Origin of the sequence: Gluconacetobacter azotocaptans, from assembly GCF_014174355.1 — a bacterium.
Taxonomy (GTDB): Bacteria; Pseudomonadota; Alphaproteobacteria; order Acetobacterales; family Acetobacteraceae; genus Gluconacetobacter; species Gluconacetobacter azotocaptans.
In genome coordinates this window covers 1-22,957 of record NZ_JABEQF010000007.1, presented here as the reverse complement: position 1 = coordinate 22,957, position 22,957 = coordinate 1, and the positions used below count along the sequence as shown (strand labels likewise).

Annotated in this window: 23 protein-coding genes; 12 read left to right on the top strand and 11 right to left on the bottom strand. The window is 68.4% G+C overall.

Annotated features, from left to right (window positions below):
- Window positions 1-94: 94 nt before the first annotated feature.
- On the bottom strand, window positions 95-547 hold the full coding sequence (locus tag HLH34_RS11095) for a hypothetical protein (protein ID WP_244959877.1): 453 nt from the start codon (window positions 545-547) through the stop codon (window positions 95-97).
- A gap of 31 nt (window positions 548-578) precedes the next feature.
- On the bottom strand, window positions 579-1,253 hold the full coding sequence (locus tag HLH34_RS11090; RefSeq protein ID WP_183119655.1) for a hypothetical protein: 675 nt from the start codon (window positions 1,251-1,253) through the stop codon (window positions 579-581).
- Between the two features lie 776 nt (window positions 1,254-2,029).
- On the opposite strand from HLH34_RS11090, the gene HLH34_RS11085 reads away from it, so the two are divergent.
- The gene (locus HLH34_RS11085; RefSeq protein WP_240161982.1) at window positions 2,030-2,578 is read left to right on the top strand and encodes a gluconokinase; all 549 of its coding nucleotides are present in this window, start codon (window positions 2,030-2,032) and stop codon (window positions 2,576-2,578) included.
- Window positions 2,579-2,584: 6 nt separating this feature from the next.
- Here the strand turns inward: HLH34_RS11085 and HLH34_RS11080 are convergent, their stop codons facing one another.
- From HLH34_RS11080 to pip, 4 genes are all read right to left on the bottom strand, one after another.
- A complete protein-coding gene (locus tag HLH34_RS11080) occupies window positions 2,585-4,078 on the bottom strand; it encodes a hypothetical protein (protein ID WP_183119653.1) in 1,494 nt (497 codons plus the stop codon).
- Between the two features lie 48 nt (window positions 4,079-4,126).
- The gene (locus HLH34_RS11075) at window positions 4,127-4,699 is read right to left on the bottom strand and encodes a cob(I)yrinic acid a,c-diamide adenosyltransferase (protein ID WP_183119652.1); all 573 of its coding nucleotides are present in this window, start codon (window positions 4,697-4,699) and stop codon (window positions 4,127-4,129) included.
- A 51-nt stretch (window positions 4,700-4,750) separates the two neighbouring features.
- Complete coding sequence (locus tag HLH34_RS11070; protein WP_183119651.1) at window positions 4,751-5,314, bottom strand: DUF4142 domain-containing protein; 564 nt, start codon at window positions 5,312-5,314, stop codon at window positions 4,751-4,753.
- Between the two features lie 117 nt (window positions 5,315-5,431).
- The gene (gene pip, locus HLH34_RS11065; protein WP_183119650.1) at window positions 5,432-6,379 is read right to left on the bottom strand and encodes a prolyl aminopeptidase; all 948 of its coding nucleotides are present in this window, start codon (window positions 6,377-6,379) and stop codon (window positions 5,432-5,434) included.
- Between the two features lie 48 nt (window positions 6,380-6,427).
- Between pip and HLH34_RS11060 the strand changes: the two genes are divergently transcribed.
- Together HLH34_RS11060 and HLH34_RS11055 are read left to right on the top strand one after the other, a co-directional pair.
- Window positions 6,428-6,835 carry a DUF423 domain-containing protein gene (locus HLH34_RS11060; protein ID WP_183119649.1) on the top strand — a complete coding sequence of 136 codons (408 nt, stop codon included), beginning with the start codon at window positions 6,428-6,430 and terminating at the stop codon, window positions 6,833-6,835.
- Window positions 6,836-6,839: 4 nt separating this feature from the next.
- Window positions 6,840-7,814: an SAM-dependent methyltransferase gene (locus tag HLH34_RS11055; protein WP_183119648.1), complete on the top strand. Its 975-nt coding sequence runs from the start codon at window positions 6,840-6,842 to the stop codon at window positions 7,812-7,814.
- Here the strand turns inward: HLH34_RS11055 and HLH34_RS11050 are convergent.
- Window positions 7,811-8,110: a hypothetical protein gene (locus HLH34_RS11050; protein ID WP_183119647.1), complete on the bottom strand. Its 300-nt coding sequence runs from the start codon at window positions 8,108-8,110 to the stop codon at window positions 7,811-7,813. The two genes, HLH34_RS11055 and HLH34_RS11050, sit on opposite strands and share 4 nt — an antisense overlap.
- A 130-nt stretch (window positions 8,111-8,240) precedes the next feature.
- Between HLH34_RS11050 and HLH34_RS11045 the strand changes: the two genes are divergently transcribed.
- A complete protein-coding gene (locus HLH34_RS11045) occupies window positions 8,241-8,756 on the top strand; it encodes a thioredoxin family protein (RefSeq protein WP_244959875.1) in 516 nt (171 codons plus the stop codon).
- A gap of 31 nt (window positions 8,757-8,787) precedes the next feature.
- On the opposite strand, the gene HLH34_RS11040 is transcribed toward HLH34_RS11045, so the two are convergent.
- The 3 genes from HLH34_RS11040 to HLH34_RS11030 all read right to left on the bottom strand — a co-directional run bounded on the left by HLH34_RS11040 (window position 8,788) and on the right by HLH34_RS11030 (window position 13,473).
- Window positions 8,788-10,464 carry a M3 family oligoendopeptidase gene (locus HLH34_RS11040; RefSeq protein ID WP_183119646.1) on the bottom strand — a complete coding sequence of 559 codons (1,677 nt, stop codon included), beginning with the start codon at window positions 10,462-10,464 and terminating at the stop codon, window positions 8,788-8,790.
- Between the two features lie 63 nt (window positions 10,465-10,527).
- A complete protein-coding gene (locus HLH34_RS11035; protein ID WP_183119645.1) occupies window positions 10,528-11,511 on the bottom strand; it encodes an LLM class flavin-dependent oxidoreductase in 984 nt (327 codons plus the stop codon).
- Window positions 11,512-11,553: 42 nt separating this feature from the next.
- Complete coding sequence (locus HLH34_RS11030) at window positions 11,554-13,473, bottom strand: OPT family oligopeptide transporter (protein WP_244959873.1); 1,920 nt, start codon at window positions 13,471-13,473, stop codon at window positions 11,554-11,556.
- 418 nt (window positions 13,474-13,891) lie between these two features.
- Between HLH34_RS11030 and HLH34_RS11025 the strand changes: the two genes are divergently transcribed.
- Together HLH34_RS11025 and HLH34_RS11020 are read left to right on the top strand one after the other, a co-directional pair.
- Window positions 13,892-15,520 carry an OprO/OprP family phosphate-selective porin gene (locus HLH34_RS11025; RefSeq protein WP_240161979.1) on the top strand — a complete coding sequence of 543 codons (1,629 nt, stop codon included), beginning with the start codon at window positions 13,892-13,894 and terminating at the stop codon, window positions 15,518-15,520.
- Between the two features lie 141 nt (window positions 15,521-15,661).
- A complete protein-coding gene (locus HLH34_RS11020; protein ID WP_183119642.1) occupies window positions 15,662-16,696 on the top strand; it encodes a sulfate ABC transporter substrate-binding protein in 1,035 nt (344 codons plus the stop codon).
- Window positions 16,697-16,768: 72 nt separating this feature from the next.
- Here HLH34_RS11020 and HLH34_RS11015 read toward each other — a convergent pair whose 3' ends face one another.
- A complete protein-coding gene (locus HLH34_RS11015) occupies window positions 16,769-17,416 on the bottom strand; it encodes a hypothetical protein (RefSeq protein WP_244959871.1) in 648 nt (215 codons plus the stop codon).
- Window positions 17,417-17,619: 203 nt separating this feature from the next.
- Here HLH34_RS11015 and ispH point away from each other — a divergent pair, with 203 nt between their 5' ends.
- Genes ispH through HLH34_RS10985 form a run of 6 tightly spaced genes read left to right on the top strand, consistent with a single transcriptional unit; the run spans window position 17,620 to window position 22,621 of the window.
- Window positions 17,620-18,618 carry a 4-hydroxy-3-methylbut-2-enyl diphosphate reductase gene (ispH, locus tag HLH34_RS11010; RefSeq protein WP_183119641.1) on the top strand — a complete coding sequence of 333 codons (999 nt, stop codon included), beginning with the start codon at window positions 17,620-17,622 and terminating at the stop codon, window positions 18,616-18,618.
- Between the two features lie 15 nt (window positions 18,619-18,633).
- On the top strand, window positions 18,634-19,611 hold the full coding sequence (locus tag HLH34_RS11005) for a homoserine kinase (protein ID WP_183119640.1): 978 nt from the start codon (window positions 18,634-18,636) through the stop codon (window positions 19,609-19,611).
- Window positions 19,601-20,107 carry a ribonuclease HI gene (gene rnhA, locus HLH34_RS11000; RefSeq protein WP_183119639.1) on the top strand — a complete coding sequence of 169 codons (507 nt, stop codon included), beginning with the start codon at window positions 19,601-19,603 and terminating at the stop codon, window positions 20,105-20,107. The genes HLH34_RS11005 and rnhA overlap by 11 nt, the downstream gene beginning before the upstream one ends.
- Window positions 20,104-20,853 carry an ABC transporter ATP-binding protein gene (locus HLH34_RS10995; protein ID WP_183119638.1) on the top strand — a complete coding sequence of 250 codons (750 nt, stop codon included), beginning with the start codon at window positions 20,104-20,106 and terminating at the stop codon, window positions 20,851-20,853. Before rnhA ends, HLH34_RS10995 begins: the two co-directional genes overlap by 4 nt.
- Window positions 20,850-21,620: an ABC transporter permease gene (locus tag HLH34_RS10990; protein ID WP_183119637.1), complete on the top strand. Its 771-nt coding sequence runs from the start codon at window positions 20,850-20,852 to the stop codon at window positions 21,618-21,620. Before HLH34_RS10995 ends, HLH34_RS10990 begins: the two co-directional genes overlap by 4 nt.
- A 53-nt stretch (window positions 21,621-21,673) precedes the next feature.
- Window positions 21,674-22,621 (top strand): nucleoside hydrolase, encoded by a 948-nt coding sequence (locus HLH34_RS10985; RefSeq protein WP_183119636.1) that lies wholly within the window; start codon window positions 21,674-21,676, stop codon window positions 22,619-22,621.
- The last annotated feature ends 336 nt before the right edge of the window (window positions 22,622-22,957 follow it).

Below are 22,957 nucleotides of genomic sequence, written 5' to 3'. Positions count from 1 at the left end.
AGTGAGAACGCGCTTCTGTCGAGCGCGGGTACATGCCGCGTTATCATGTTTTCGCGGGCGGCTGGAAGCCCCTAGGAGCCGATGCCCCTGTGGGTCAGCGTGCGGCCGGCCGGACGGCGCACAGGCATTCGGTGACGAATCCGGGCGCGAGGACCAGCGCCACCGGATAACCGCCCAGCCACGCGGCCCCGACGCTGGCCGTCGCCGCACCGACCAGCATGGCCCGCGCCCCCCGGCCGCGGGCCAGAATGAACAGCACCGCGCTGGCGCCGCACAAGGCAGCCGCGCAAAGCGCACGCACCGGATGACGCAGCAGGTCCGATCCCATCGCGCCGACCACATGGCCCAGCGCCGCCGCATGGTCGTCGCGGCCCGCCATGCCGAACAGGAGCGAGAACGGCAGGGTCAGCGCGCCGAAGACGTCGCGTAACAGGACGAACAACCCACCGATCAGCGGCGCCGTCATCAGGACCGCGATGGCGCAGCCCATGCTGGCGATGACGATCGCCTGCGCAATCCGGCCCGTGGAGACGGGCAGGTCGAACATGGTGCCGGAACCAGGCCGGATGTTTCGCCGATTATTTCTTCTTGATCCACCATTTCACGGGCTCGGGCTCGTCCTCAGGCTCTTCGACCCGGGCGACGGTCCTGCGCGTGCGGCGGAGGGGGGCAGGGCCGGGAGGAGCCGCAGGCGTCGTCGTCGCCCGGCTGCGGAGCTGGGCCAGTTCGGCCTCCAGCCTCGTCGTCTCGGCCTGGGCTGTCAGCAGGGCAGCCTTCAGCGTGTGGATTTCGTCGTCACGGTGTTCGATCTGCGACTTGGCTTCGGCCAGGATGATGTCGGCGTGACCGATGCGCGTTTCCAGCGAACGCAGGCTGGCGTGCGCGTCATGGCTGGCGCGTTCGGCATCCTCGCGCAGCTTCTGTTCGTGGCGGATCTGCTGGCGCAGGCGTTCGACCTCCCCGCCGTCGTCCGTCTGGACATGCAGCGTACGGGGGGTGGGGCGGGACATGGCGTGGTGCTCGACGCGAACCTCGCCATCCTGCACGAACTTTCGCCGCCGCTGCGCGGGATCGTGGGCGCGTGGCAGGCGCGTGGAGGCCGCCGGCGCGGGAGAGGGCGAGGCGGCGCCCCGTTTCGACCCCAGTCGCGACAGGGCCAGGCGCAAGGCCTGTTCGCTGACTTCGTCGCGGTTATCAGTATCGGCCTGTTCCGTCTCGCCGGAAAAGGGAAGCGATTCGTTATATACGGACACGGCAAGAACTCTCGAAAAATACGAAAGGACAAACGACTTCGGGTTTTGTCCCGGACTGAACATTACATTTGCATGTCAGCGTGTGTCGGTCTGGCTTTCAGCGGGGGCTCAGAATCGAAATGTATAATTGATTTTGTTTTGCATAGCCTCTTTCGGAAAGAAAATGCAAGGCCATTGTGCGGGAAATTCTTGGTTCAGTAGCTTTTATATGTTGAAACACGTACCCAAGCGCCCGCCGGGGCAGTGTCTTTGACATGTGAACGGGATATATCTGATCTGTCATTACAGCTTGGACAGGTTGGGCGTCGTGGGCTTTGTGTATTGAACGGCGCGCGCGTATGTCGGGTATTGCGCAAATGACGAAAAACGAAGAAACCGTTATCGGATGATCGAGGCAATGTTACGGCCTAAGTCATTCTTTTTCGTTAACCGTGATTCTATTCCTGACCCTGGGTTGTCATATGGTGATCGGCGTCCGATCGCTGCGCGGCAGACCCATATAGCAGGTTCACTTTTATGTGATATCTTGCCTGAATGCTTGCTCTGCCCGGGTGGCGGGGACACCACTATAGGGGTAGTTCGGTATTGCCCCGTCCATAGGCGCCACAAAAAGCGCGACGGCGGCTCTGGCCGGCTTTCTGACCGGACAGCCGATAATCAAGAAAACTAAAAAAGGAAAAACGTTCATCATGGCACAACATGCCCCCCTTACCGCGCCTACTGTCGCGCCCTCGTTCGCGGCGCCACCTGTTCCACTCGCGAAACCGTCGACTCGCATGAAGCAGGTCGGCGCACCGCGCGTTCTGGTCGTGATGGGGGTTTCGGGGTCGGGCAAATCCACCCTGGCGCAGCTTCTGGCCCGCCGGCTGGGCTGGCCGATCGTCGAGGGCGACGAACTGCACCCCGAGACGAATATCGCCAAGATGAGCGCCGGCATCCCCCTGACCGACGACGACCGTGCCCCGTGGCTGGAAAAGATCGCCGAGGTGGCACGGGTGTGGCTGTCCTCGGGCGGGTATGGGATCGTGACCTGTTCTTCCCTGAAGCGGCATTATCGCGAAGTCATATCGGGCGGGAATCCCGAGGTCGGCTTCGTCTATCTCAAGGGCCGGAAAGAAGACATCGCGCCGCGCCTGGGGCAGCGGACGGGCCATTTCATGCCGTCGACGATGCTGGACAGCCAGTTCGACGCGCTGGAGGAACCGGACGACGGCGAGGTGCTGCTGGAACTCGACGTGACGGCCGGCCGCAGCCGGCTGGTTGACGCAGCCTACGAGGCCCTGCGCGATCTGGCGCCCGAGGGCCATCCGCTGACGCGGGCCTGACCGGCGTCAGGGCGCCGCGCCGGGCAATGGCGCGGCCTCGGCGTGGACGTGGATGACGGCGATTTTGTCGGCATACATGCGGCGCCAGCCCGGCAGCGTATCCAGCAGGCCGACAAGGGGCGCGCCGGGCGGCAGGATCGTCCAGCGAATGCCATGGCGGGCGACGATCCGCGCGAAGGCGTCCCGGTCCGACATATCCATCGCCGCCTGGTAGGCGGTCATGAAAGCGGCGCCGTACATGTCGGCCCGGCCGTCGATGAACGGCCGGATGCCGCTGAAGATCAGATACCCGCCGAAGGCGTAGGAATTGAACACCGGCTGGCGGGCCAGATCGGCGGGCACGTGCAACAGGGCGGAAACCGGGGCGGACTGCCTGTCCCTCAGGACGAACGGATGAAACGTGCGGCCCATCGTCAGCAGGGCGAAGGCGATCGTGCCGGCGAAAAGACAGGGGCGTGCGGCACGGGGTACCGCACTGGTGGTGCTGTCATGCGTGACGGCCCGGCCCAGGGGCCGCGCCAGGATCAACGCACCGACGACCCCGGCCACCATCTGGTCGCGTTCATGACGAAGGGCGAGATACAGCAGGCCCATCAGGACCAGCAGCCGGATTGCCGGCACCCGGACGGTGCGTGTCATGGACACGTACAGTATCGCGAACAGCGCGTATTCCAGCGGCTGGATCGTGGCGAAATGCATGGGCTGCCATTCCCCGATGCCGGCGAGCTGCGGCATCCGCACCAGCCTGAACGGAAAGAGCAGCCCTTGCCGGCCGTTCGGCGTCACCAGGCTTGTCGCGGTTGACAGCAGGATGAACCGGCCCCAGTGCAGGGCTGTCGGGATGGGATCGGCCTCCGGATCAGTTCTTGAGTCGATCACCGCCTCGATCGCAAAGGGGATGGCCAGGGCCAGCCCGAAGGCGAAGCTGCCGTGCAGGTTCGCCCACAGCAGCATGACCGTCAGGACGGAAAGCGGCGGAGGCGCCGTTCCGCTCTCGCGTGCGCGTAGAAGAGCGATCGTCCAGGCAGCCAGGCAGGGCAGCGCCAGCAGGTGCGGGCGGGCCAGCAGGCTGGGGAAGGTGCAGGCCATGGCGAGCATGGTGGTGACGATCGCGGCCAATCCGCCGGCCCGGCGCGCGACGAAGGCGGCGACCATGCCGCAGGTCAGGGCAAAGGCCAGGCCGGTCAGGACCAGCACCCCGTCCCATCGGGCCACGTCGAAAGCGGCAGCCATCAGAAGCTCGGACAGCCATTCGTGCGCGACCCAGGGGTGCTGGGCGAAGGTGGCGGAAAACGGGTCGGCGTGCGGAACGGCCCTGTGATGCAGGATCCAGTTGCCTGCCGCGATATGCCAGAAACTGTCGCCGTCGTTCAGCAGTGCCGGGTGGAACAGGACGATGGCATAGGCGAGCAGGGCGCCGGAAACGACCAGGATGGGCGACAGGTTGCGCGTCGTCTTCGGGGCTGGAAGCGGAGCCGGCGGCTGGCGGGTGGCCGGCATGAACGGCCCGGCGTCGGGCCGAAAATCGTCAGGACACACGGGGGTGCATTAACGGCCCGGTTCCCACAGGACATCCTGGCGACCGTCATCGTTCAGGTGACGGGCCAGCACGAACAGATAGTCGGACAGCCGGTTCAGGCAGCGCAGGACCGACGGGCTGACTGCTGCCTCGCGCCGCAGCGCCAGGACACGGCGTTCGGCACGGCGGACCACGGTGCGGGCCAGGTGGGCGTGGGCCGCCCCCGCGCTGCCGGCGGGTAGCACGAAGCTGCGCAGTGGTTCCTGGCGGGCACGCAGGCGTTCGGTCGCGTCTTCCAGGGTGGCGACGGCGTCGTCTCCACCCCGGAAATTGTCGGCCTCGGCGTCCGGTTCGCCCGGTTCGGGAACGCACAGCACCCCGCCGATATCGAACAGCAGGGATTGCACGCGCGCCAGGCACGCGGCGTCGGGCGACGGTGGGCGGACATGCAGGCGCAGAACGCCGATCGTCGCGTTGGCCTCGTCGACCGCCCCCAGCGCCTCGATGCGGGGGCAGGTCTTGTCGACGCGCGTGCCGTCGCCCAGCGATGTCCGCCCGCCGTCGCCGCCGCGTGTGACGATCCGGTCGATTCTGATGCTCATAGGTCGTTCGTCGTCCGTTTCGTTACGATTGGCGCGGCGTGGGCCGTGCCGTCAGTGGGGGTGGCGCCGGCCCCGATGGGGGTGGGCGGGGGAACTCAGGTTCTTGGCGATGTTCAGGTGGGATTGCACTGCCGCCGCGGTCTCGGCAGCGTAGGATTTCAGGTCGGGGTCCGTGGTGTTCTGGGCCTCGGTCTGGAACAGGGGCAGGGCGTCGGTATGGCCCTGTACCTGCACGGCCAGGAAATCGCGGTCGAATTTGCGCCCGGTTTCGGCCTTCAGTTCGTCGATGGTCTTTTCCTCGTCGGTGCTGAGGTCGGTCGGCAGGGTCACGCCGTGCTGCGTCGCGATGGCGCTCAGCTTGTCCTGGTTGGCGCTATGGTCGGACACCAACTGGGTTGCGAACGCCTTGACCTTCGCATTGTGCGACCGGGTGTCGGCCAGGCGGGCGGTCGCGATTTCGAAGGTGTTCGTGGCGGATGCCTTTTCGACGAACGTGGCGTCGGCCTGGGCGAACGGCGGCGGCGGAGGGGGGGCGGGCGGGGCCTTCGGCGCCCCGGCGCAGGCCGCCAGGGGCAGGACCGATGCGGCGAAGAGCCAGCGTGCGTATGTCTTCATGAACGCGATTCCAGTCAGAATGGCCCGGTAGGGGGAGGTGGATGAACCGCTACCGAACGTTTTGGAGCATCGCTGGTTTTGCCGGGCCCGGCAATGCGCGGGCCGGCCGTGCAACCGTCACGTGTCGCGCAGTTCCTCGACGCAGGTGACCAGCCGGCGGCGGATGCCTGGTTCCAGGGCCGAATGACCCGCATCGGGCACCATCGCCAGGTTGGCCTGGGGCCAGTGGCGCGCCAGTTCCCATGCCGACTGGCTGGGGCAGACCATATCGTACCGCCCCTGGACGATGCGGCCGGGGATGTGGGCGATCCGCGACATGCCCGCCAGCAACCCCTCGGGCGGCAGGAACAGGCCGTGGCGGAAATAATGGGCCTCGATCCGGGCCAGGCCGACGACGGCGCGGTCATGGGCGAATCCCGCGACGGCGGCCGGGGCGGGGATCAGGGTGGAACATGTGCCCTCGTACGCCGACCAGGCCCGGGCCGCCGGCAGGTGGACGTGCGGGTCGGGGTCGAACAGCAGGCGCATATAGGCGGCCAGCGGATCGTGCCGGTCGTGGACCGGCAGGTGCGACAGGAAGGCGTCGTGCGCGTCGGGGAAGACATTGGCCAACCCGTGGAAAAACCAGTCGAGTTCCCGCGCTCGCCCCAGGAAAATGCCGCGCAGGACCATCGCCCGCACCCGTTGGGGGTAGGTCTGCGCATACATGAGGGCAAGGGTCGACCCCCATGACCCGCCGAACAGCATCCAGTCGTCGATTCCCAGGAAACGGCGCAGGGTTTCTATGTCACCCACCAGATGGGGGGTCGTGTTGGCGGTGACCGACGCGTGGGGGCGCGATCGCCCCGCGCCGCGCTGGTCGAACAGGATCACGCGCCAGAAGGCGGGGTCGAAGAAGCGCCGGTGCACAGCCCCGGCCCCGGCCCCCGGCCCGCCATGCAGGAACAGCACGGGCCGGCCCCTGGGGTTGCCTGCCTGCTCCCAGTACACTTCATGTCCATCGCCGACGGACAGGTATCCGCTTTCGTAGGGCGCGATGTCGGGGAACAGATCATGGCGTGGCATGGGGCGACTATACGTCAACCGGGCGGCGCGGCTACACTGTGGCGCATCATGACGCTTCTGCCTGTTTTTCCCTTTTCTCCGCCCCGGTCCGCCCGGTCGTTCCAGGCTGCCGGCGGTCTGGCCGGGTTACTGTCGGCCGCCGGCGGCGCGCTGGCGGCGCACCTGCCCGACCCGGCCTTCGCCCCCGGTGGCCGCACCCTGGCGCGCGAGGCCGTGCAGATGGGCATGTGGCACGCGCTGGCGCTGCTGGCGGTGGGCGTGCTGCTGGCCCAGCGCGGACGGCGCATCCTGCTGCTGCTGTCGGGGTTCGGATTCGGGGCGGGGACCGTCCTGTTCTGCGGGGCGGTGGCCTGGACCGGGGTGACGGGCGTTCATCTCGGACCCATGGCCCCGATCGGCGGCAGCACGCTGATGCTGGCATGGCTGCTGCTGGCCGTGGACGCGATGCGCGCCTGACCGCATGACGACGATACCCTCATCGGAACAGCCGGGCGCATCGCCGCTCGTGCTGCCGCACCCCGTCCGCGCCGCCTATCTGGCGGCCGAGGGATTCGAAGCCCCCCTGACCGAGGAATTGCGCCGCAAGGGTGTCGCGCCGATGGGCTGGCACGGACGGCTGGCGCTGTCCTCGACCTCGCCGGTTGCTGCGGTCTGGGCGCTGGATACCTGGCTGGAGCCCGAACTGCACCCCGTGCCGTCGATCGGCGCCGCCGCCGCGCTGCTGCGTGCCCGGCAGCGGAACTGGGCCTGCCATGCGGTCGCCCATCATCGCCGGGCGGCGCTGATCGAGGCGCGGCTGCCGCCGGTGCGTGCGCGGCCGCTGGTGTTTCCGGCGGCGGCGCCGACGGGGCACCTGGGGGCGTGGACACTGCTCGCCCCCGACATGATGTTGCTGTCGACGCGCAAGACGTCGCCCTTCGTCAACGGCACGGTCCAGTTCATCGAGGACCGGGTGGGGCCGCCGTCACGGGCCTATCTGAAGCTGTGGGAGGCCTGCGCCCGGCTGGGCGTCTGGCCATGCCCGGGTGAGTCCTGCGTCGATCTGGGCGCGTCGCCGGGTGGCTGGACATGGGCGATCGCGCAGTGCGGGGCAGGGGTCACGGCGGTGGATCGTGCCGACCTCGACCCCCGTGTCGCCGCGATGCCGGGGGTGGCGGCCCGGCGGGACAGCGCCTTCGGGATCGAGCCGGCCGATCTGGGGCCGGTCGACTGGATGTTTTCCGATATCATCGCCTATCCGCCGCGCCTGCTGGCGCTGGCGCGGCGCTGGGTCGCGGCCGGGACCGCCCGTCGCATCGTGATGACCATCAAGTTCCAGGGCGGAACCGACCACGAGACCGCCGAGGCGTTCGCGGCGATCCCGGGCGGCCACGTGCTGCATCTGTGGCACAACAAGCACGAGCTGACATTCTTCTGGGAGCGCGATCCGTCCTAACTCCGGCGGTCCCGGACGCGGTCCACGCACCACTCGCCGGCCTGGACGATCGGAAGCGCCAGCAGGAAGCAGGCGACGGCGACGCCCATCAGGATCAGGCGTTCGCGCGATAGCGCGTCCGACGCACCGGCCAGGCTGTACAGGCTGCTCCACAGCCGGGTTCCGGCAATCCGGTCGACCCAGCCGGCCACGGCGGCGCTGAAGCGCAGGCTGGCCATCAGCGCGCCCGTCACGGTGACAAGGGCCAGGGTCTTGATCAGGGTGCGTGCGACGCTGGGCTGCGGGGCCACTGTCATGCGGGGGATGAATCCTTCTTCGTGTCGGGCGCGCGTTCGCCGGAATGAGGGCCTGTATGGCGACCCTTGCCTATGGTCCATGTTAACGCGACATTATGCCTCGTTCACCCTTCGTCATCGGATCCTGGTCATGATGCCCCTGCGTCGCCTTCTGCCCCTGTCCGCCCTGCTGGGCCTTGCCATGGCCCTGCCGGCGCGGGCCGCCGTGCCGCCGATGCCGGTGCCCCAGGTCGGGCAGGCCACGCCGACCGCCGTTGCCGCCCCCTACGGCCCGCCCGCCGACGCCCAGGCGCAGGTCGCGGCCGCCTTTCGCGCTGCGCAGGCCAGCGGGAAGAACGTGCTGCTGGATTTCGGGGGGAACTGGTGCCCCGATTGCCGCCTGATGGCCGGCGTGCTGCGCCTGCCGCAGGTCGCGCCGTGGATCGATTCGCGTTTCGTCACGGTGGCGATCAATGTCGGGCGTATCGACACCAATCTGGATATCGCGCAGCGCTATGGCGTGACGATCAAGGCCGTGCCGACCGTCCTGGTCGTCACGCCGCAGGGCCGGTTGCTGAACCCCGACGGGGCGCTGGCGCTGGGCGACGCACGGCATATGTCGGCGCAGGCGGTGGTGGACCTGCTGGTCGAATGGGACGCGCGATAACGCGCGTCCACCCTCCGCCAGGGTCTCGCCGTCAACGCATCTGCAGGACGCGTTCGGCCTCCTGCACGATGTCGGCCAAGGTGCCCGGCTCGAACGGGCTGGCCAGGCCGGCGGCGGCGACCAGTCCGGTGAAGGGCTGCGAGCCGCCCAGCGCGCACAGGTCGGTATAGACCGCCATCGCCCCAGCGTGGTCGGTACGGCTGCGCAGCCAGAACTGCATCGCGCAGCACAGCGCCAGCGTATAGTCGATGTAATAGAAGGGCGAGCGGTAGATATGGCCCTGCGCCTGCCACCGGCCCCCCTTGGACGGCCAGGCGAGGTCGCCGTAGTCCCGCCAGGGCAGATAGAGTTTTTCCAGCCGTTGCCACGTCGCATGGCGTTCGTCCGGCGTCATGTCCGGCCTGGCGTAGATCTCGTGCTGGAAGTGATCGACGCATGCGCCGTAGGGCAGGAAGGACAGCGACCCGATCAGGTGCATGCGGCGGAAGCGGTCGGCCAGCCCGTCCTCGACCATCAGGTCCATCTGCGGCCAGGTCAGGAATTCCAGCGCCATCGAATTGATCTCGGCCGCGTCCATCGTCGGCCAGAGCAGGTCGATGCCCGGCAGGTCCCGGCTTTTCCAGTTCTGGTAGGCGTGCCCCATTTCGTGGGTGAAGACGTTGATGTCGTGCTGCGTGCCGTTGAAATTGGCGAAGATGAACGGCATGCCCATGCTGGGGAACGCGGTGCAGAACCCGCCGCCGGCCTTGCCCGCGCGATTGCGCAGGTCGAGGAACCCGCCCTCGGCCATCTGGCGGTAGAATCCGCCCAGATCGCCGCCCAGCCGGTCGAACATGGTCTGGGCGCGCGCGACCAGCACATCGTGATCGCCGACGGGTCTGGGGTTGCCCAACGGGTCGATCAGCGGTTCGTCCCAGGCGCGCAGCCGGTCCCAGTTCATGGTCAGGCGCCGGTTTTCCAGGATGGCCTGCACCAGCGGCACGACATGATTCAGCACGTCGTCGCGGAAGCGGGCGACTTCGGCCGGGCCGTAATCGACCCGGCGCATCCGCCGGTAGCCCAGCGGGGTATAGCTGTCATAGCCCAGTGTCGTCGCCATGCCGTGGCGGACATGGACCAGCCGGTCGTACAGCGAATCGAGTTCCGCCCCGTGCTGGGCGAAGAACGCCCAGCGCGCCTGTTCGGCCTCGTGCCGGGTGGCGCGGTCCAGGCTTTCGGCGAACGGCGCCAGCCCCGACAGGTTGACCGTCTGTCCCGCGACGGTCACGCGGGCCGAGGCCAGCAGGGCGGTGTATTCGCCGCCCAGCCGGGCTTCTTCCTCCAGCGCGTCGCGGATGCGCGGGTCGAAGGTCGTGATGTCGGTTTCCCACAGCTTGACGGCGTGGGTGCCGATGGCCGCCGTCAGGCCGGGCCGGTCGGGATCGTCCAGCAGGCGGCGCTTGATCGCGACCTCGTGCCCGGTGACCAGGGGCGTCAGGCTGTCGGCCAGGTCGCGGTCGGCCTTTGCCTTTGGATCGGTCGTATCCTGCGCGAACCGCAGCGCGACCAGCGACGCCCAACTGTCGTAGGCGCGGCGTTGGGTGTCGAACAGGGCCAGGGCATCGCCCCGCCGGCCGTCGTCCAGCAGGGCCGTGACGCGGGCGAAGGCGGTGGCCAGGCTGTCGGCCGTGGGCGACGGGAAATCGAGGTCTTCGAACTGGATGGACATGCCCCGATCATCGCATCGCCGGGTCAGGCCGTCCATCATCGTCTTTGACCCGCAAGGGGGTGTTCAGTCCTGCCGGGCCGATGCCGCGATCTCGAACGAGCGCAGGCGCGCCGTCTGGTCGTGGATGGCGCCGACGATCATCAGTTCGTCCGGGCGATGCCGGGCGATGAAGGCGTGGATGCCCGCGCGCGCGGCCGCCGGCCCGCCCACCACCGAACACGCCAGCGCCCGGTCGATGCCTGCCTGTTCAGCCGGCGTCCACAACCCTTCGATCGAGGCGACAGGGGGCGGAAACTGCCCCGGCATGCCCCGGCGCAGGGCCACGAACTGCTGCTGGTGCGAGGTGAACAGCAGGCGCGCCGCGTCGTCGCTGTCGGCCGCCACCACGTTCAGCGCCAGCATGACATAGGGCGCGTCCAGATGCCGGGACGGGGTGAAGCGCTGGCGATACAGGGCCACCGCTTCCTCCATCTGGTCGGGCGCGAAATGCGAGGCGAAGGAGAAGGGCAGGCCCAGCGACGCCGCCAGGTGCGCCGAGAACAGCGAGGACCCCAGCAGCCAGACCGGAATATCCAGCCCGGCGCCCGGCACCGCGCGCACCCGTTGGCCGGGGGCGGGCGGGTCGAAATAATGCAGCAGTTCCACCACGTCCTGCGGAAAGCGGTCGGCACTGGCCGGGTCGCGGCGCAGGGCGCGCATCGTCTCCTGGTCCGATCCAGGCGCGCGGCCCAGCCCCAGGTCGATGCGGCCGGGGAACAGGCTTTCCAGCGTGCCGAACTGCTCGGCGATCGCCAGCGGCGCGTGGTTGGGCAGCATGATCCCGCCCGAGCCCACCCGGATGGTGCGCGTCCCCGCCGCAAGGTGCCCGATCAGCACCGCCGTCGCGGCCGAGGCGATGGCCGGCATGGAGTGATGTTCCGCCACCCAGTAGCGGTTGAAGCCCAGAGCCTCGGCATGCCGGGCCAGGGCCAGGCTGTTGCGGAACGCCGTGGCGGCATCGCTGCCTCGGACGATAAGCGACAGGTCGAGCACCGAGAAGGGAATCACCGGATCAGTCCTTTGCCAGTTCTTGCGCGATGTCTTGCGCGATCACCCGCGCCGTATGCTGCGGCCGAACCAGATACATATGGCAACGAACACTCCGAAGCCCAGCAGTGCAGGCATCATGCCGGCTTCCGCCGGCAGGATGGACAGCGTGTCGTCCCGTCCCGTCGCCCCGGCGATCGCGGCCAGCAGCACGCCGGTCAGGCTTTCGCCGACGATGAAGCCCGAGGCCAGCATGGTGCCGGCTCCGGTTTCGGCATGGGTGCTGCGGCCGCCTTGCGGCTGCCGGGTGCAGGCCCATCCCAGCACGGCGCCGATCGCCAGCGTCACGCTGACGGCGGGGGGCAGGTACAGGCCGATGCCGACCGCCAGCGGCGGCAGGGCACCCCCGCGCCGGCGCAGCAGCAGGTCGGTCGCGATCAGGGCAATGCCCAGCCCGACCCCCAGCAGGATCATCGTCCAGTCCAGGTGATGCAGGAAGATGCCGGTCGTCAGCGTCACCAGCAGGGCGGGCTGCGGCGCGGCCAGGGCGTGGCTGGCATCCATGCCGGGGCGCGGCATCGCGCCGACGAAGCCGTAGGCCTGGTACAGCAGTTCCAGCACCGGCGGGATGACGATGGCGCCGCTGGCGCAGCCGACCAGCAGGGCGGCCTGCTGCCGCCAGGGGGACGCGCCCACCAGTTGCCCGGTCTTCAGATCCTGCAGATTGTCATTGGAAATGGCTGTCGATGCGACGATCGCCGACAGCAGGAACAGGGCGAAGGCGATGGCCAGGTGATGGTTGTTCGCCGCCATTTCGGCCGGCAGCAGGCCTAGCCCCTCCAGCAGCAGCAGGAACGAGGCGATCATGACCGTCGCGATGATGGCGATACCCGACAGCGGCGACGAGGACGACCCCACGATCCCGGCCATGTAGCCGCAGGCGGCCGCCACCAGGAAGCCGAACAGCGCGCAGAACGCGACGGCGGCCAGCGCCGCCGTGACGATGGCATGGCCGTTCGTCGCCGCCGGCATCTGGAAGACGATGAACAGGCCAAACAGCACCAGCAACAGCACCCCCGCCAGCAGGCCCAGCGTGCGGGGCGCCAGGTCGCGGTCGTCGCCTGCGTCGCCGATCGCCGCCCCGGCGCGAAGCATGTCGCGGATACCGGCAGCCACCGGGCGGGCCAGCACCGCCAGCGTCCAGACGGCCGCGATCGAGATCGTGCCCGCGCCCAGGAAGCGGACCTTCTGCGCCCACAGCGCGGTGGCGAAATCCGCCGGCGCCAGGTGCGAGGGGTTGGGCAGGATGGTGGTGAGGACCGGGACGGCCACACCCCATGCGATGATGGCGCCCAGCAGCATGGCGATGCCGCCGGCGATGCCGACCAGATAGCCCGCCCCCAGCAGCGCCAGCGAAAAACCGGTCGAGGCCCTGAAGATGGCGCCGCCCCATGTCGCCGTCATGGCGGCCCCGTCGGCCAGCAGGCGCAACCCGCCCGTGGCCAGCGTCACCACCGCAGACACCAGGCCGCCGGTCAGCAGGGCCTTCAGGCTGTCGGGGTCGCCGGTCTCGGACCCGGCCTTGAGGATTTCGGCCGCCGCCACGCCCTCGGGGTAGGGCAGGGAACTGTGCGTCACCATCGCGCGGCGCAGCGGGACCGTGAACAGGACCCCCGTCATTCCTCCGGCCATCGAAAGCAGCATCGTCTCCAGATACGGGAAATGCTGCCAGTAGCCGATCATGACCAGGCACGGGAACGAGATGAACACGCATGACAGCGTGCCCGCCGCCGAGGCCTGGGTCTGGACCAGATTGTTTTCCAAGATCGTCGCGCCGCCCATCATGCGCAGGACGGACATCGAAATCACCGCCGCCGGGATCGAGGATGCGACCGTCAGGCCGATCTTCAGGCCCAGATAGATGTTCGAGGCCGTGAAGACCACGGTGATGAGGGCGCCCAGGATCAGGCCCCGAATCGTCATTTCCCGCTGGGATGCAGGGGAGGAGGGAGAGGTGGATGTCATATTCGTCATGATGTCGCCGTATCGTTCGCCGGTACCCTAGACCATCGTTGGACGTCGGTCAGCGGTCGTCGTTCCGGCCCCGAGACGTGATTGTTTTCTGCCTGTCGACCGGTTGTGCCAGCGGGCGGGGAACCGGAGCGACTAAATCACGTACAACAAATGTTCAATTTATGTTGCGCATTTTGATGGTGCAATTGACAACCGATTCGATGTGGTGTTGATTTCAAAAATAAACTTTTTATACGGTGAAATATCATATCACCGAGCCGGCGTGGGTAGGGTGGGCGGTTTCACCAGTCATGCGTCGGCCTGAAGGGATCGGTTTGGGATGCGTTTTCGTGCGCGGTTGCGGGATGCCATGCTTCTGACAACCATTATGAGCAGTGTTGCCGTGCCCGAAGCGGCCATGGCATCGCCGCAGGATGACGAGATCCGCGCATTGCGCCGCGAAATGGCCGAGATGCGGCGCGACATGCTGGGCGAGATCGGGCAGTTGCGCGCGCGCGTCGCCCGGGCCGAGGGCAATGCCCGCACGGCGCATGCGCACACGCCCGCCGCGCAGGACGTGCGTCACGCCCAGGCCCGGCCCCAGCACCAGCCCTGGACCGGCCCCCTGCCCACGATCGGCGAGCCCCAGGGCGCCGGCCCGCACCGTCTGCGATCCGACGCCGACTCACGCCTGGCCGCGCTGGAAGGATCGATAGCCTCGTGGGAGGAATTCAAGGCCGCGACCAAGAAGGACGAAAGCGTTCATATCGGCGGCATCCGCATCGGTTTCCCGTCCGGCCGCCCCACCATCTCGTCGGATGACGGGGTATACAGCTTCTCGGTCGGCCTGCTGGCGCAGGAGGATATCGGCGGCTTTATGGGGGCCGGCCCGAAAGCCGGCGAGGCCAGGGGTAATTTCAACAACTTTACCCAGAATGCGCGCCGGCTGCGTCTGTACTTCACCTGGCGGTACAAGGACTGGGTGGCCAACGTCACCCCCGATTTCGGCTCCAGTTCGGTCGACGGGTCGGTGGGACTGTTCGAGGCCAACCTGAACTATACCGGGCTGCGCAACACGACGCTGACCGCCGGTTATTTCCAGCCGCGCATGGAAGAGGAAAGCGCCGAGCGTTCCGGCGCGTTCGAATTCCTCGAACGTCCGACGATCGTCGACCTGGTGCGCAATCTGGCCGGCGGCGTCGCGCGCTTCAGCGTCGGGGGCGAGCATTACGAAAAGCGCTGGCTCGCGGCGGCCTATTTCACCGGACAGAAGTTCGGCGACCGGTCGAAGGACACGACGATCACCGACAGCCAGACCGGCGGGGTGGTGCGCGTCGCCGGGCGCCCCTATGTCAGCAAAGACATCGACGTCCATGTCGGCGCGGGCGCGACAAGCGCCTTCAAGGTCAACGAGAATTCGAAGGGGCGCAGCTATACCTTCAGCGACAATGTCGAAATCCCGCTGGGCGAGACGTCGCTGCTGACATCGGGCGCCCTGACCAACGTCTCGCAGATCTGGGCCGCCGGTCCGCAGCTGGGCTTCCGGTGGCGGCGCTTCCTGCTGAAGGGCGAATATTACCATATCGGCGTGCAGCGCAGTCATGATGCCGGCGCTTCCCCGCTGCCGTCTCTGGGTTTCGACGGCTGGTATGTCGCGGCCAACTATACCCTGTTCGGCAAGCCGCGCGTCTATAACTCCAAGATCGCCGCCTTCACGACGCCCGGCGTCGAGTACGATTTCGATCCGCTGCACGATCATTGGGGCGCGTTGGAACTCAACGGCCGCTGGAGCGTGACGGACCTGGACGATGTCGCGGGCCAGGGTGGAACGGGAATCAACGGCAACCAGCAGACGGTCTGGCAGGGCGGGCTGAACTGGTACCCGAACCCGCATGTGAAGTTCATGCTGGATTACGACCATTTCATCGTCAGCCGTTCGAAAGGCGTCTCGGGCGGCGTCAATGTCTTCGGGCGGACCGGCAATGCCGTCGCGGGCCGGATCCAGGCGGCCTTCTGATCTTTCCGGCGTCTTCAACCGGACCCTCGGGCGTGGTGTGACCGGACCGGTCACGCACGTGCCGAGCCTTTGTCTCAACGCACCTCGTTTCGCGATCGAGTCTCCTGCCGCATCGCGATCGGCTTGCAACAGGGTGGTATCATGACCAACACGCCTTTCTCTTCGTCGCGCCGGACGTTTCTTGCCGGCGCCGCGGTCGCGGGTGCGGCCTCCATCGTGGGGTTGCGGCCCCGGGCGGCCCAGGCGGCGGACACGCTGCTGAACGTGTCGTACGATCCGACGCGCGAGCTTTATGCCGACATCAACCGCGCCTTCGCCGCGTCATGGGCGAAAAGCCACAATGGCGCCGCGGTTGCGGTCCGGACGTCGAACGGCGGGTCCGGCGCCCAGTCGCGCGCGGTGCTGGAGGGGGCGCCGGCGGATGTGGTCACGCTGGGGCTGGCCTATGACATCGACGTGCTGGCCACGCACGGGCTTCTGGCGGCGGACTGGCAGAAGCGCCTGCCGCATAATTCCACGCCCTATACCAGCACGATCGTCTTCCTGGTCCGCAAGGGCAACCCCAAGGGGATTCATGACTGGCCCGACCTGATCCGCGACGGGGTGCAGGTCATCACCCCCAACCCCAAGACTTCGGGCGGCGCGCGCTGGAACTATCTGGCGGCGTGGGGCTGGGCGGTGAACCAGCCTGGCGGGTCCGAGACCTCGGCCCGCGCCTATCTGAAATCGCTGTTCGCCCATGTGCCGGTGCTGGACACCGGCGCGCGCGGCGCGACCAACAGTTTCGTGCAGCGCGGCCTGGGTGACGTGCTACTGGCATGGGAGGACGAGGCCCTGCTGGCGGCGCGGGATATCGGGCCGGATTCGTTCGATATCGTCGTGCCGCCCCAGACCATCCTGGCCGAACCGCCGGTGGCGGTGGTGGACCGCAACGCCACTGCCCACGGCACCACCGAGGTGGCGCGTGCCTATCTGGAATTCCTGTTCACCCCCGAAGGCCAGCGGATCGGGGCGAAGCATTATTTCCGGCCTGTGGACCCGGCGATCCTGGCCGGGACCGGCGACCTGTTCCCCAAGGTCAAGACGTTCGACATCGCCAGCCTGGGGGGATGGACGGTGGTGCAGAAGGCCCATTTTGCCGACGGCGGGGTATTCGACAGCATTTACGTCAAATAACGGCGTCGAATAACGGGGCCGGATAACAGGCCGGCCCCCCGCGGCGGCCCCGGAGGGGGCCGGGCGAACCCGTCAGAGCGGGTGGAACGACGGCGTGATCAGGTGGCTGCGATTGTAGGCCAGCTGGTCCGGCGTCAGCTGGAATCCGACCTCGATATGGTAGCCGTCGATCGTGACGCGATGGGACACCGGCAGGTCGATGGGGACGATGCGCGTGTGCGTCAGCATGTGCGTCACGTTCGGCGGAAATGTAACGGTTTCCACGAACTGCTTCTTGCTCTTGATCTCGCCATCATAGACGACGGCGATGAAATACGGGATTTCGACGCTCCGGCCCTTCGTCGCCGGGCCGCGCGTGACGTCCATGCCCATGCTGATATTGGTGGTGATCGACCGCGCCCGGCCCTTGCCGCCGCGGCTGCCCTGCTGGCAGTTGCCGGTGACGCGGGTCAGGCCGACGCGCGTCGTCATGTGGGCGATGTCGTGCGCATCGCCGGCATAGGCCACCAGGTCCGCGGCCTCGCCCGGGACCTCGACGACCGGGCAGGCCGGCGCGAACGCGTTCGGATCGTCCATCTGGCAGGCCGAGGGCAGGAGGGCGAGCGACAGGAGCGCCAATCGGAGCGCCACTCCACGAAAGGCGACGGGACGGCAGAGGCGGCGCAGGCCGTTCGGGATGGCGATGGTCATGCTGGGTTCCGGGGTCTCGTTCTCGGTCATGGTGGCGCGGCTCCGCCGATGGACGGATTTCTTGTGTGGCTCCGGCCGGACGGGTAAGTCCAAATGCACCAGGGTCGCAGGAAAATGGCTTGCGCCATGGTCCCGGTTTGCGTAGGGCCGGACCAGCACCAGGATGCGCGGCCGGCCGGTAAGCTGCCCCCGGCTCGTATCCTATACCGCCCGCCGGACGTTTGGGGAACACCATGCCCGACCAGATGATTCAGACACCCGATTCCGTCCCTGTCGATGCGTCGATCCGCTCGCTGAAGGTCCTGCTGGCCGGCCCGCGCGGGTTCTGCGCCGGCGTGGACCGCGCCATCCGGGTGGTCGAGGAAGCCATCCGCCGCTATGGCGCGCCGGTCTACGTCCGGCACGAGATCGTGCATAACCGCACCGTCGTCGAGGAACTGGAGGCCCAGGGCGCCATCTTCGTCGAGGAACTGGACGAGGTTCCGCCCGACGGCCATGTGGTCTTTTCCGCGCATGGCGTGCCCAAGACCGTCCCGGCCGAGGCCGAGCGCCGCAACCTTCTGTATCTGGATGCGACCTGCCCGCTGGTGTCCAAGGTCCATCGCGAGGCCGAGCGTCATTTCGCCGATGGCGGGCCCGACAGCCGCCACATCCTGATGATCGGCCATGCCGGCCACCCCGAGGTCGTCGGCACGATGGGCCAGCTTCCGGCCGGCGCGGTGACCCTGATCAACGATGCCGAGGAGGCCCGCACCGTCCAGCCGGCGGACCCGTCGCGCCTGGCCTTCATCACCCAGACCACGCTGTCGGTCGACGACACGGCCGAGATCGTGGACATCCTGCGCAGCCGTTTCCCCCTGATCGAGGGGCCGAAGCGCGAGGACATCTGCTACGCCACCACCAACCGGCAGGAAGCGGTGAAGGCCATCGCCCCGGGATGCGACCTGGTGATCGTGATCGGTTCGCCCAATTCCTCGAACTCGCAGCGCCTGCGCGAGGTGGCGGAACGTTCCGGTGCGCCGCGCGCCCTGCTGGTGCCGCGCCTGAGCGACCTGGACTGGTCCGTGCTGGACGGCGTGAACACGCTGGGCATCACCGCCGGCGCCTCGGCGCCCGAGGCGCTGGTGCAGGAAATGGTGGCGGCCCTGGCCAAGCGCTACACGCTTGAAATCGAGGAACGGACCGTCAAGGAAGAAAACGTGACGTTCCGCCTGCCGGCCCCCCTGGGCTGAGCCGACCCCTTATCGATGGCCGTCTACACGGATGTTTCGGACGGGGCGCTGCGCGCGTTCCTGTCCGAGTACCAGATCGGTGACCTCACGGCGTTCCGGGGGATCGCCGAAGGGGTGGAAAACAGCAATTTCGTCCTGCGCACGACGGGCGGCGATTTTATCCTGACGCTGTACGAGCGTCGGGTCGATCCCGGCGACCTGCCGTGGTTCCTGGGGCTGATGGGCTATCTGTCGGATCATGGCCTGTCCTGCCCGCGTCCGGTGCCGGCGCGCGACGGGGCGGCGCTGCGTACCCTGGCCGGCCGTCCGGCGGCGGTGACGACCTTCCTGTCGGGCGTCTGGCCCCGGCAGGTCCTGCCTGCCCATTGTGCGCCCGTGGGGGCGGCCCTGGCGACGCTGCACGCCGCGGGACGGGGCTATGACGCGGTGCGTCCCAACGCGCTGGGGCCTGCTGCGTGGCCCGCGCTGGTGGCGGCCTGCCGGGCCGACGGGGACTCGTTCCAGCCCGGGCTGATGGCGGAACTGGACGCGGCGCTGGCCGACATCCTACCGGCATGGCCGGGGCAGGGCGGGCATGCCGACCTGCCGCGCGGGCAGATCCATGCCGATCTGTTCCCGGACAATGTTTTCTTCCTGGATGGCGGGGTCTCGGGGATCATCGATTTCTATTTCGCCTGCACCGATCTCCTGGCCTACGACATCGCGATCTGCCTGAATGCCTGGTGCTTCGATGCCGACGGGTCGTTCGACGTCGCGAAGTCGCGTGCGCTGATCGCCGGATACGAAAGCGTGCGTCCCCTGTCCGCGGCCGAACGCCGGGCGCTGCCGGTGCTGGCCTCGGGGGCCGCGCTGCGTTTCCTGCTGACCCGGCTGTACGACTGGCTGAATACGCCGGCGGGGGCGATGGTCACCCGCAAGGACCCGCTGGATTATCTGCGCCGCCTGCGGTTCCACCGCGCGGTGCGGGACGGGGGGGCGGCTTATGGCCTCTGATCCTGACCGGCCGGTCGAGGCCGATGCGGAAACGGATCTCGGGCTTGTCGAAATCTGGACCGACGGTGGTTGCAAGCCCAACCCGGGGCCGGGCGGCTGGGCGGCCCTGCTGGTCTTTCGCGGGCAGGAACGCGAGATCTCGGGCGGGGCGGCCGAGACGACCAACAACCGCATGGAACTGACGGCGGCCGCCGAGGCGCTGGAGGCGCTGAAGCGCCCGTGCCGCGTGGTGCTGCATACCGACAGCGAATATGTCCGCAACGGCATCACGCGCTGGCATACCGGCTGGGTGCGCCGGAACTGGCGCAATGCCTCGGGCGATCCGGTCGCCAACATGGACCTGTGGCGGCGCCTGCTGGATGTCAGCGCCCGGCACGAGGTAAGCTGGCGGTGGGTGCGCGGCCATTCGGGCGACGAGAACAACGAGCGTGTCGACCGGCTTGCCACCGCCGCGCGCGATGCACTGGGGATCGCCTACCCGGTTCGCGGCCGGTGACCCAGGCCCGCCCGGCGGCCCCCCCGGCGATCCGGCTGGAGGGGCTGGGTCTGTCCTATGCGGGAAGCCCGGTGTTCGAGGGGCTGGATTTCACCTTTTCCGCCGGGACGTTCAGCGTCCTGCTCGGCCCCAGCGGCGTGGGCAAGACCAGCCTGCTGCGCTCGATCGCGCTGCTGGACCGGCCCACGGCGGGGCGTGTGATGGCAGACGACGGGGCCTCGCTGGCCGGGCGCATCGCCTGGATGGGGCAGCAGGATCTGCTGCTGCCGTGGGCGCGGGTCATCGACAATGTGACGATGGGTGCGCGCCTGCGCGGCGAGCCCATTGCGCGCGGCCGGGCCGAGGCCCTGCTGCGCCGGGTGGGGCTGGGCGACCGCCTCGCGGCCCTGCCGTCGGAACTGTCGGGCGGCATGCGCCAGCGGGTGGCCCTGGCCCGCACGCTGTACGAGGATCGTCCCGTCGTGCTGATGGACGAACCCTTTTCCGCGCTGGACAGCGTGACGCGGGCCCGCATGCAGGACCTGGCCGCCGACATGCTGCGGGGCCGGACCGTGGTGCTGATTACCCATGATCCGCTGGAGGCCTGCCGGCTGGGGCAGGTGATCCTGCTGCTGGCGGGATCGCCGGCCCGCCTGTCGTCGGTCCCGGCGCCCGATGGCGCCACGCCGCGCCCGGCGGACGATCCCGGCGTGTTGCGCGGGCAGGGGCACCTGATGCGGCGGTTGCTGGACGGGGTCGCCGCGTGACCGCGCGGCGGGTCGCGGCCCGGACGGTGCGTCCGCTGGTCACGCTGGCCGGGCTGGCGGCCCTGTGGTGGGGGGTAGCGCGCCTGGGTGGTGTGCCGCCTTACCTGCTGCCGGCACCGGACGCGGTGGTGCGCACGATGTGGATGCAGCGGGGGCTTCTGGCGGATGCGGCCGGCACGACATTGCTGGAAACCGTCCTGGGGCTGGGCCTGGGCATGCTCGGCGGGGCTGCGCTGGCGCTGGCGATGACCGCCTCGGGGGTCATCCGGCGCTGGATGATGCCGCTGGTGCTGCTCAGCCAGGCAGTGCCGGTCTTCGCGCTGGCGCCGCTGCTGGTGCTGTGGTTCGGGTTCGGAATCGCGTCGAAGGTGGTGATGGCGGTGCTGGTGATCTTCTTTCCGATCACCTCGTCGTTCTTCGACGGCCTGCGGCGGACGCCGCCGGACTGGCTGGATCTGGCGCGCACGATGGGGGCCGCGCCGTGGCGGGTGCTGGTGCATGTCCGCCTGCCGGCGGCCCTGCCGGCCTTCGGGTCGGGCCTGCGGGTGGCGACGGCGATCGCGCCGATCGGGGCGGTGGTCGGGGAATGGGTCGGCGCCTCGTCGGGCCTGGGGTTCCTGATGCAGACGGCCAATACGCGATTCGAGACCGACCTGATGTTCGCCGCCCTGCTGGTGCTGGCGACGATGACGATACTGCTGTGGTGGGGCGTGGACCGGCTGCTGGCGCGGCTGCTGTACTGGGTGCCCGACAGCGTGGTTGACTGAGAAGATGTGGTGGGGGACGACAGGGCCCCGCAACGATCGAGGAAGGCCGCGTCATGATCCGCCCCATCATCATAGATACCGATCCTTCGCCGGACGACGCGGTGGCGTTCCTGATGGCCCTGGCGTCGCCTGGTGAGCTGGAGGTGCTGGCACTGACGACCGTCGGCGGGAACGTGCCCCTGCATCTGACCACCCGCAACGCGCTGATGGCGCTGGAGCTGGGAGGGCGGGGCGACGTGCCGGTCTATGCCGGGGCGGCCGGACCGCTGGCGGGGGCGTTGCGGACGGCCGAACATGTGCATGGCGTCACCGGATTCGACGGCTACGATCTGCCCGAACCCGCCCTGCGCGCCGCCGAGGGCTTCGCCCCCGACCGGATCGTCGAACTGGTGATGGCCCGGCCGGCCGGCAGCGTGACGCTCTGCTGCCTCGCGCCGTTGACCAATGTCGCACTGGCGATGATCCGCGAGCCCCGGCTGGCCGGTCATCTGCACGGCATCGTGCTGATGGGCGGTTCGCGCTCCGAAGGCGGGAACATCACTCCCGCCGCCGAATACAACATCCACGTGGACCCCGAAGCCGCGGCCCGCGTGTTCGCCTCGGGCGTGCCGATCACCATGATCCCGCTGGATTGCACGCACCGCGCACTGACGACGGCGGCGCGGATGGCGCGCCTGCGCGCGATCGGCACGCCGGTCGCCGAGGCGTTCTATCATCTGCTGCGTTTCAACAAGACCTTCAACGAACGCCAGTGGGGCACCGACGGCGGCCCGCTGCACGACCCCACTGTTATCGCGGCCCTGCTGCAGCCCCATCTGTTCAGCGGCCGCCTAGCCCATGTCGGGATCGAATGCCATGGGGAGCTGACGCGGGGCATGACGGTCATCGACTGGTGGGGCGTGACCGAGCGGCAGCCCAACGCACTGGTGTTGAACAGGGTGGATGCCGAGGGCTATTTCAATCTGGTGATCGACAGGCTGTCGCGCCTTCGTCCGGCGTGACCAGCGGCCTGCATGTGGCGATCGAAGGTTGCAGGGGGGCAGGGCGGTCCAGTAGGAGACTGCCGACGCGGGTCTGATTGCCGCCCGGGCCGCACAGGCCGGGCGCGACCCGGGATGGTTGACGAAGCGCCATATCTGGCCGGAGCCCGCATGGATCGTGTCCCGCATGAATAATTCAGTACCACCGGCCGCGCCGCTGGCCGCGCGCCGCGTGCCCGGACGTTCCGGGGACGCGGTATTTTCGGGCGTAGTGCGGCTGTCGGGGTGGCTGATCCTTGTCCTGATGGGCGGGTTGATCGGGGTTCTGGCCTGGGGCGGGGCGCAGGCGTGGGCGGC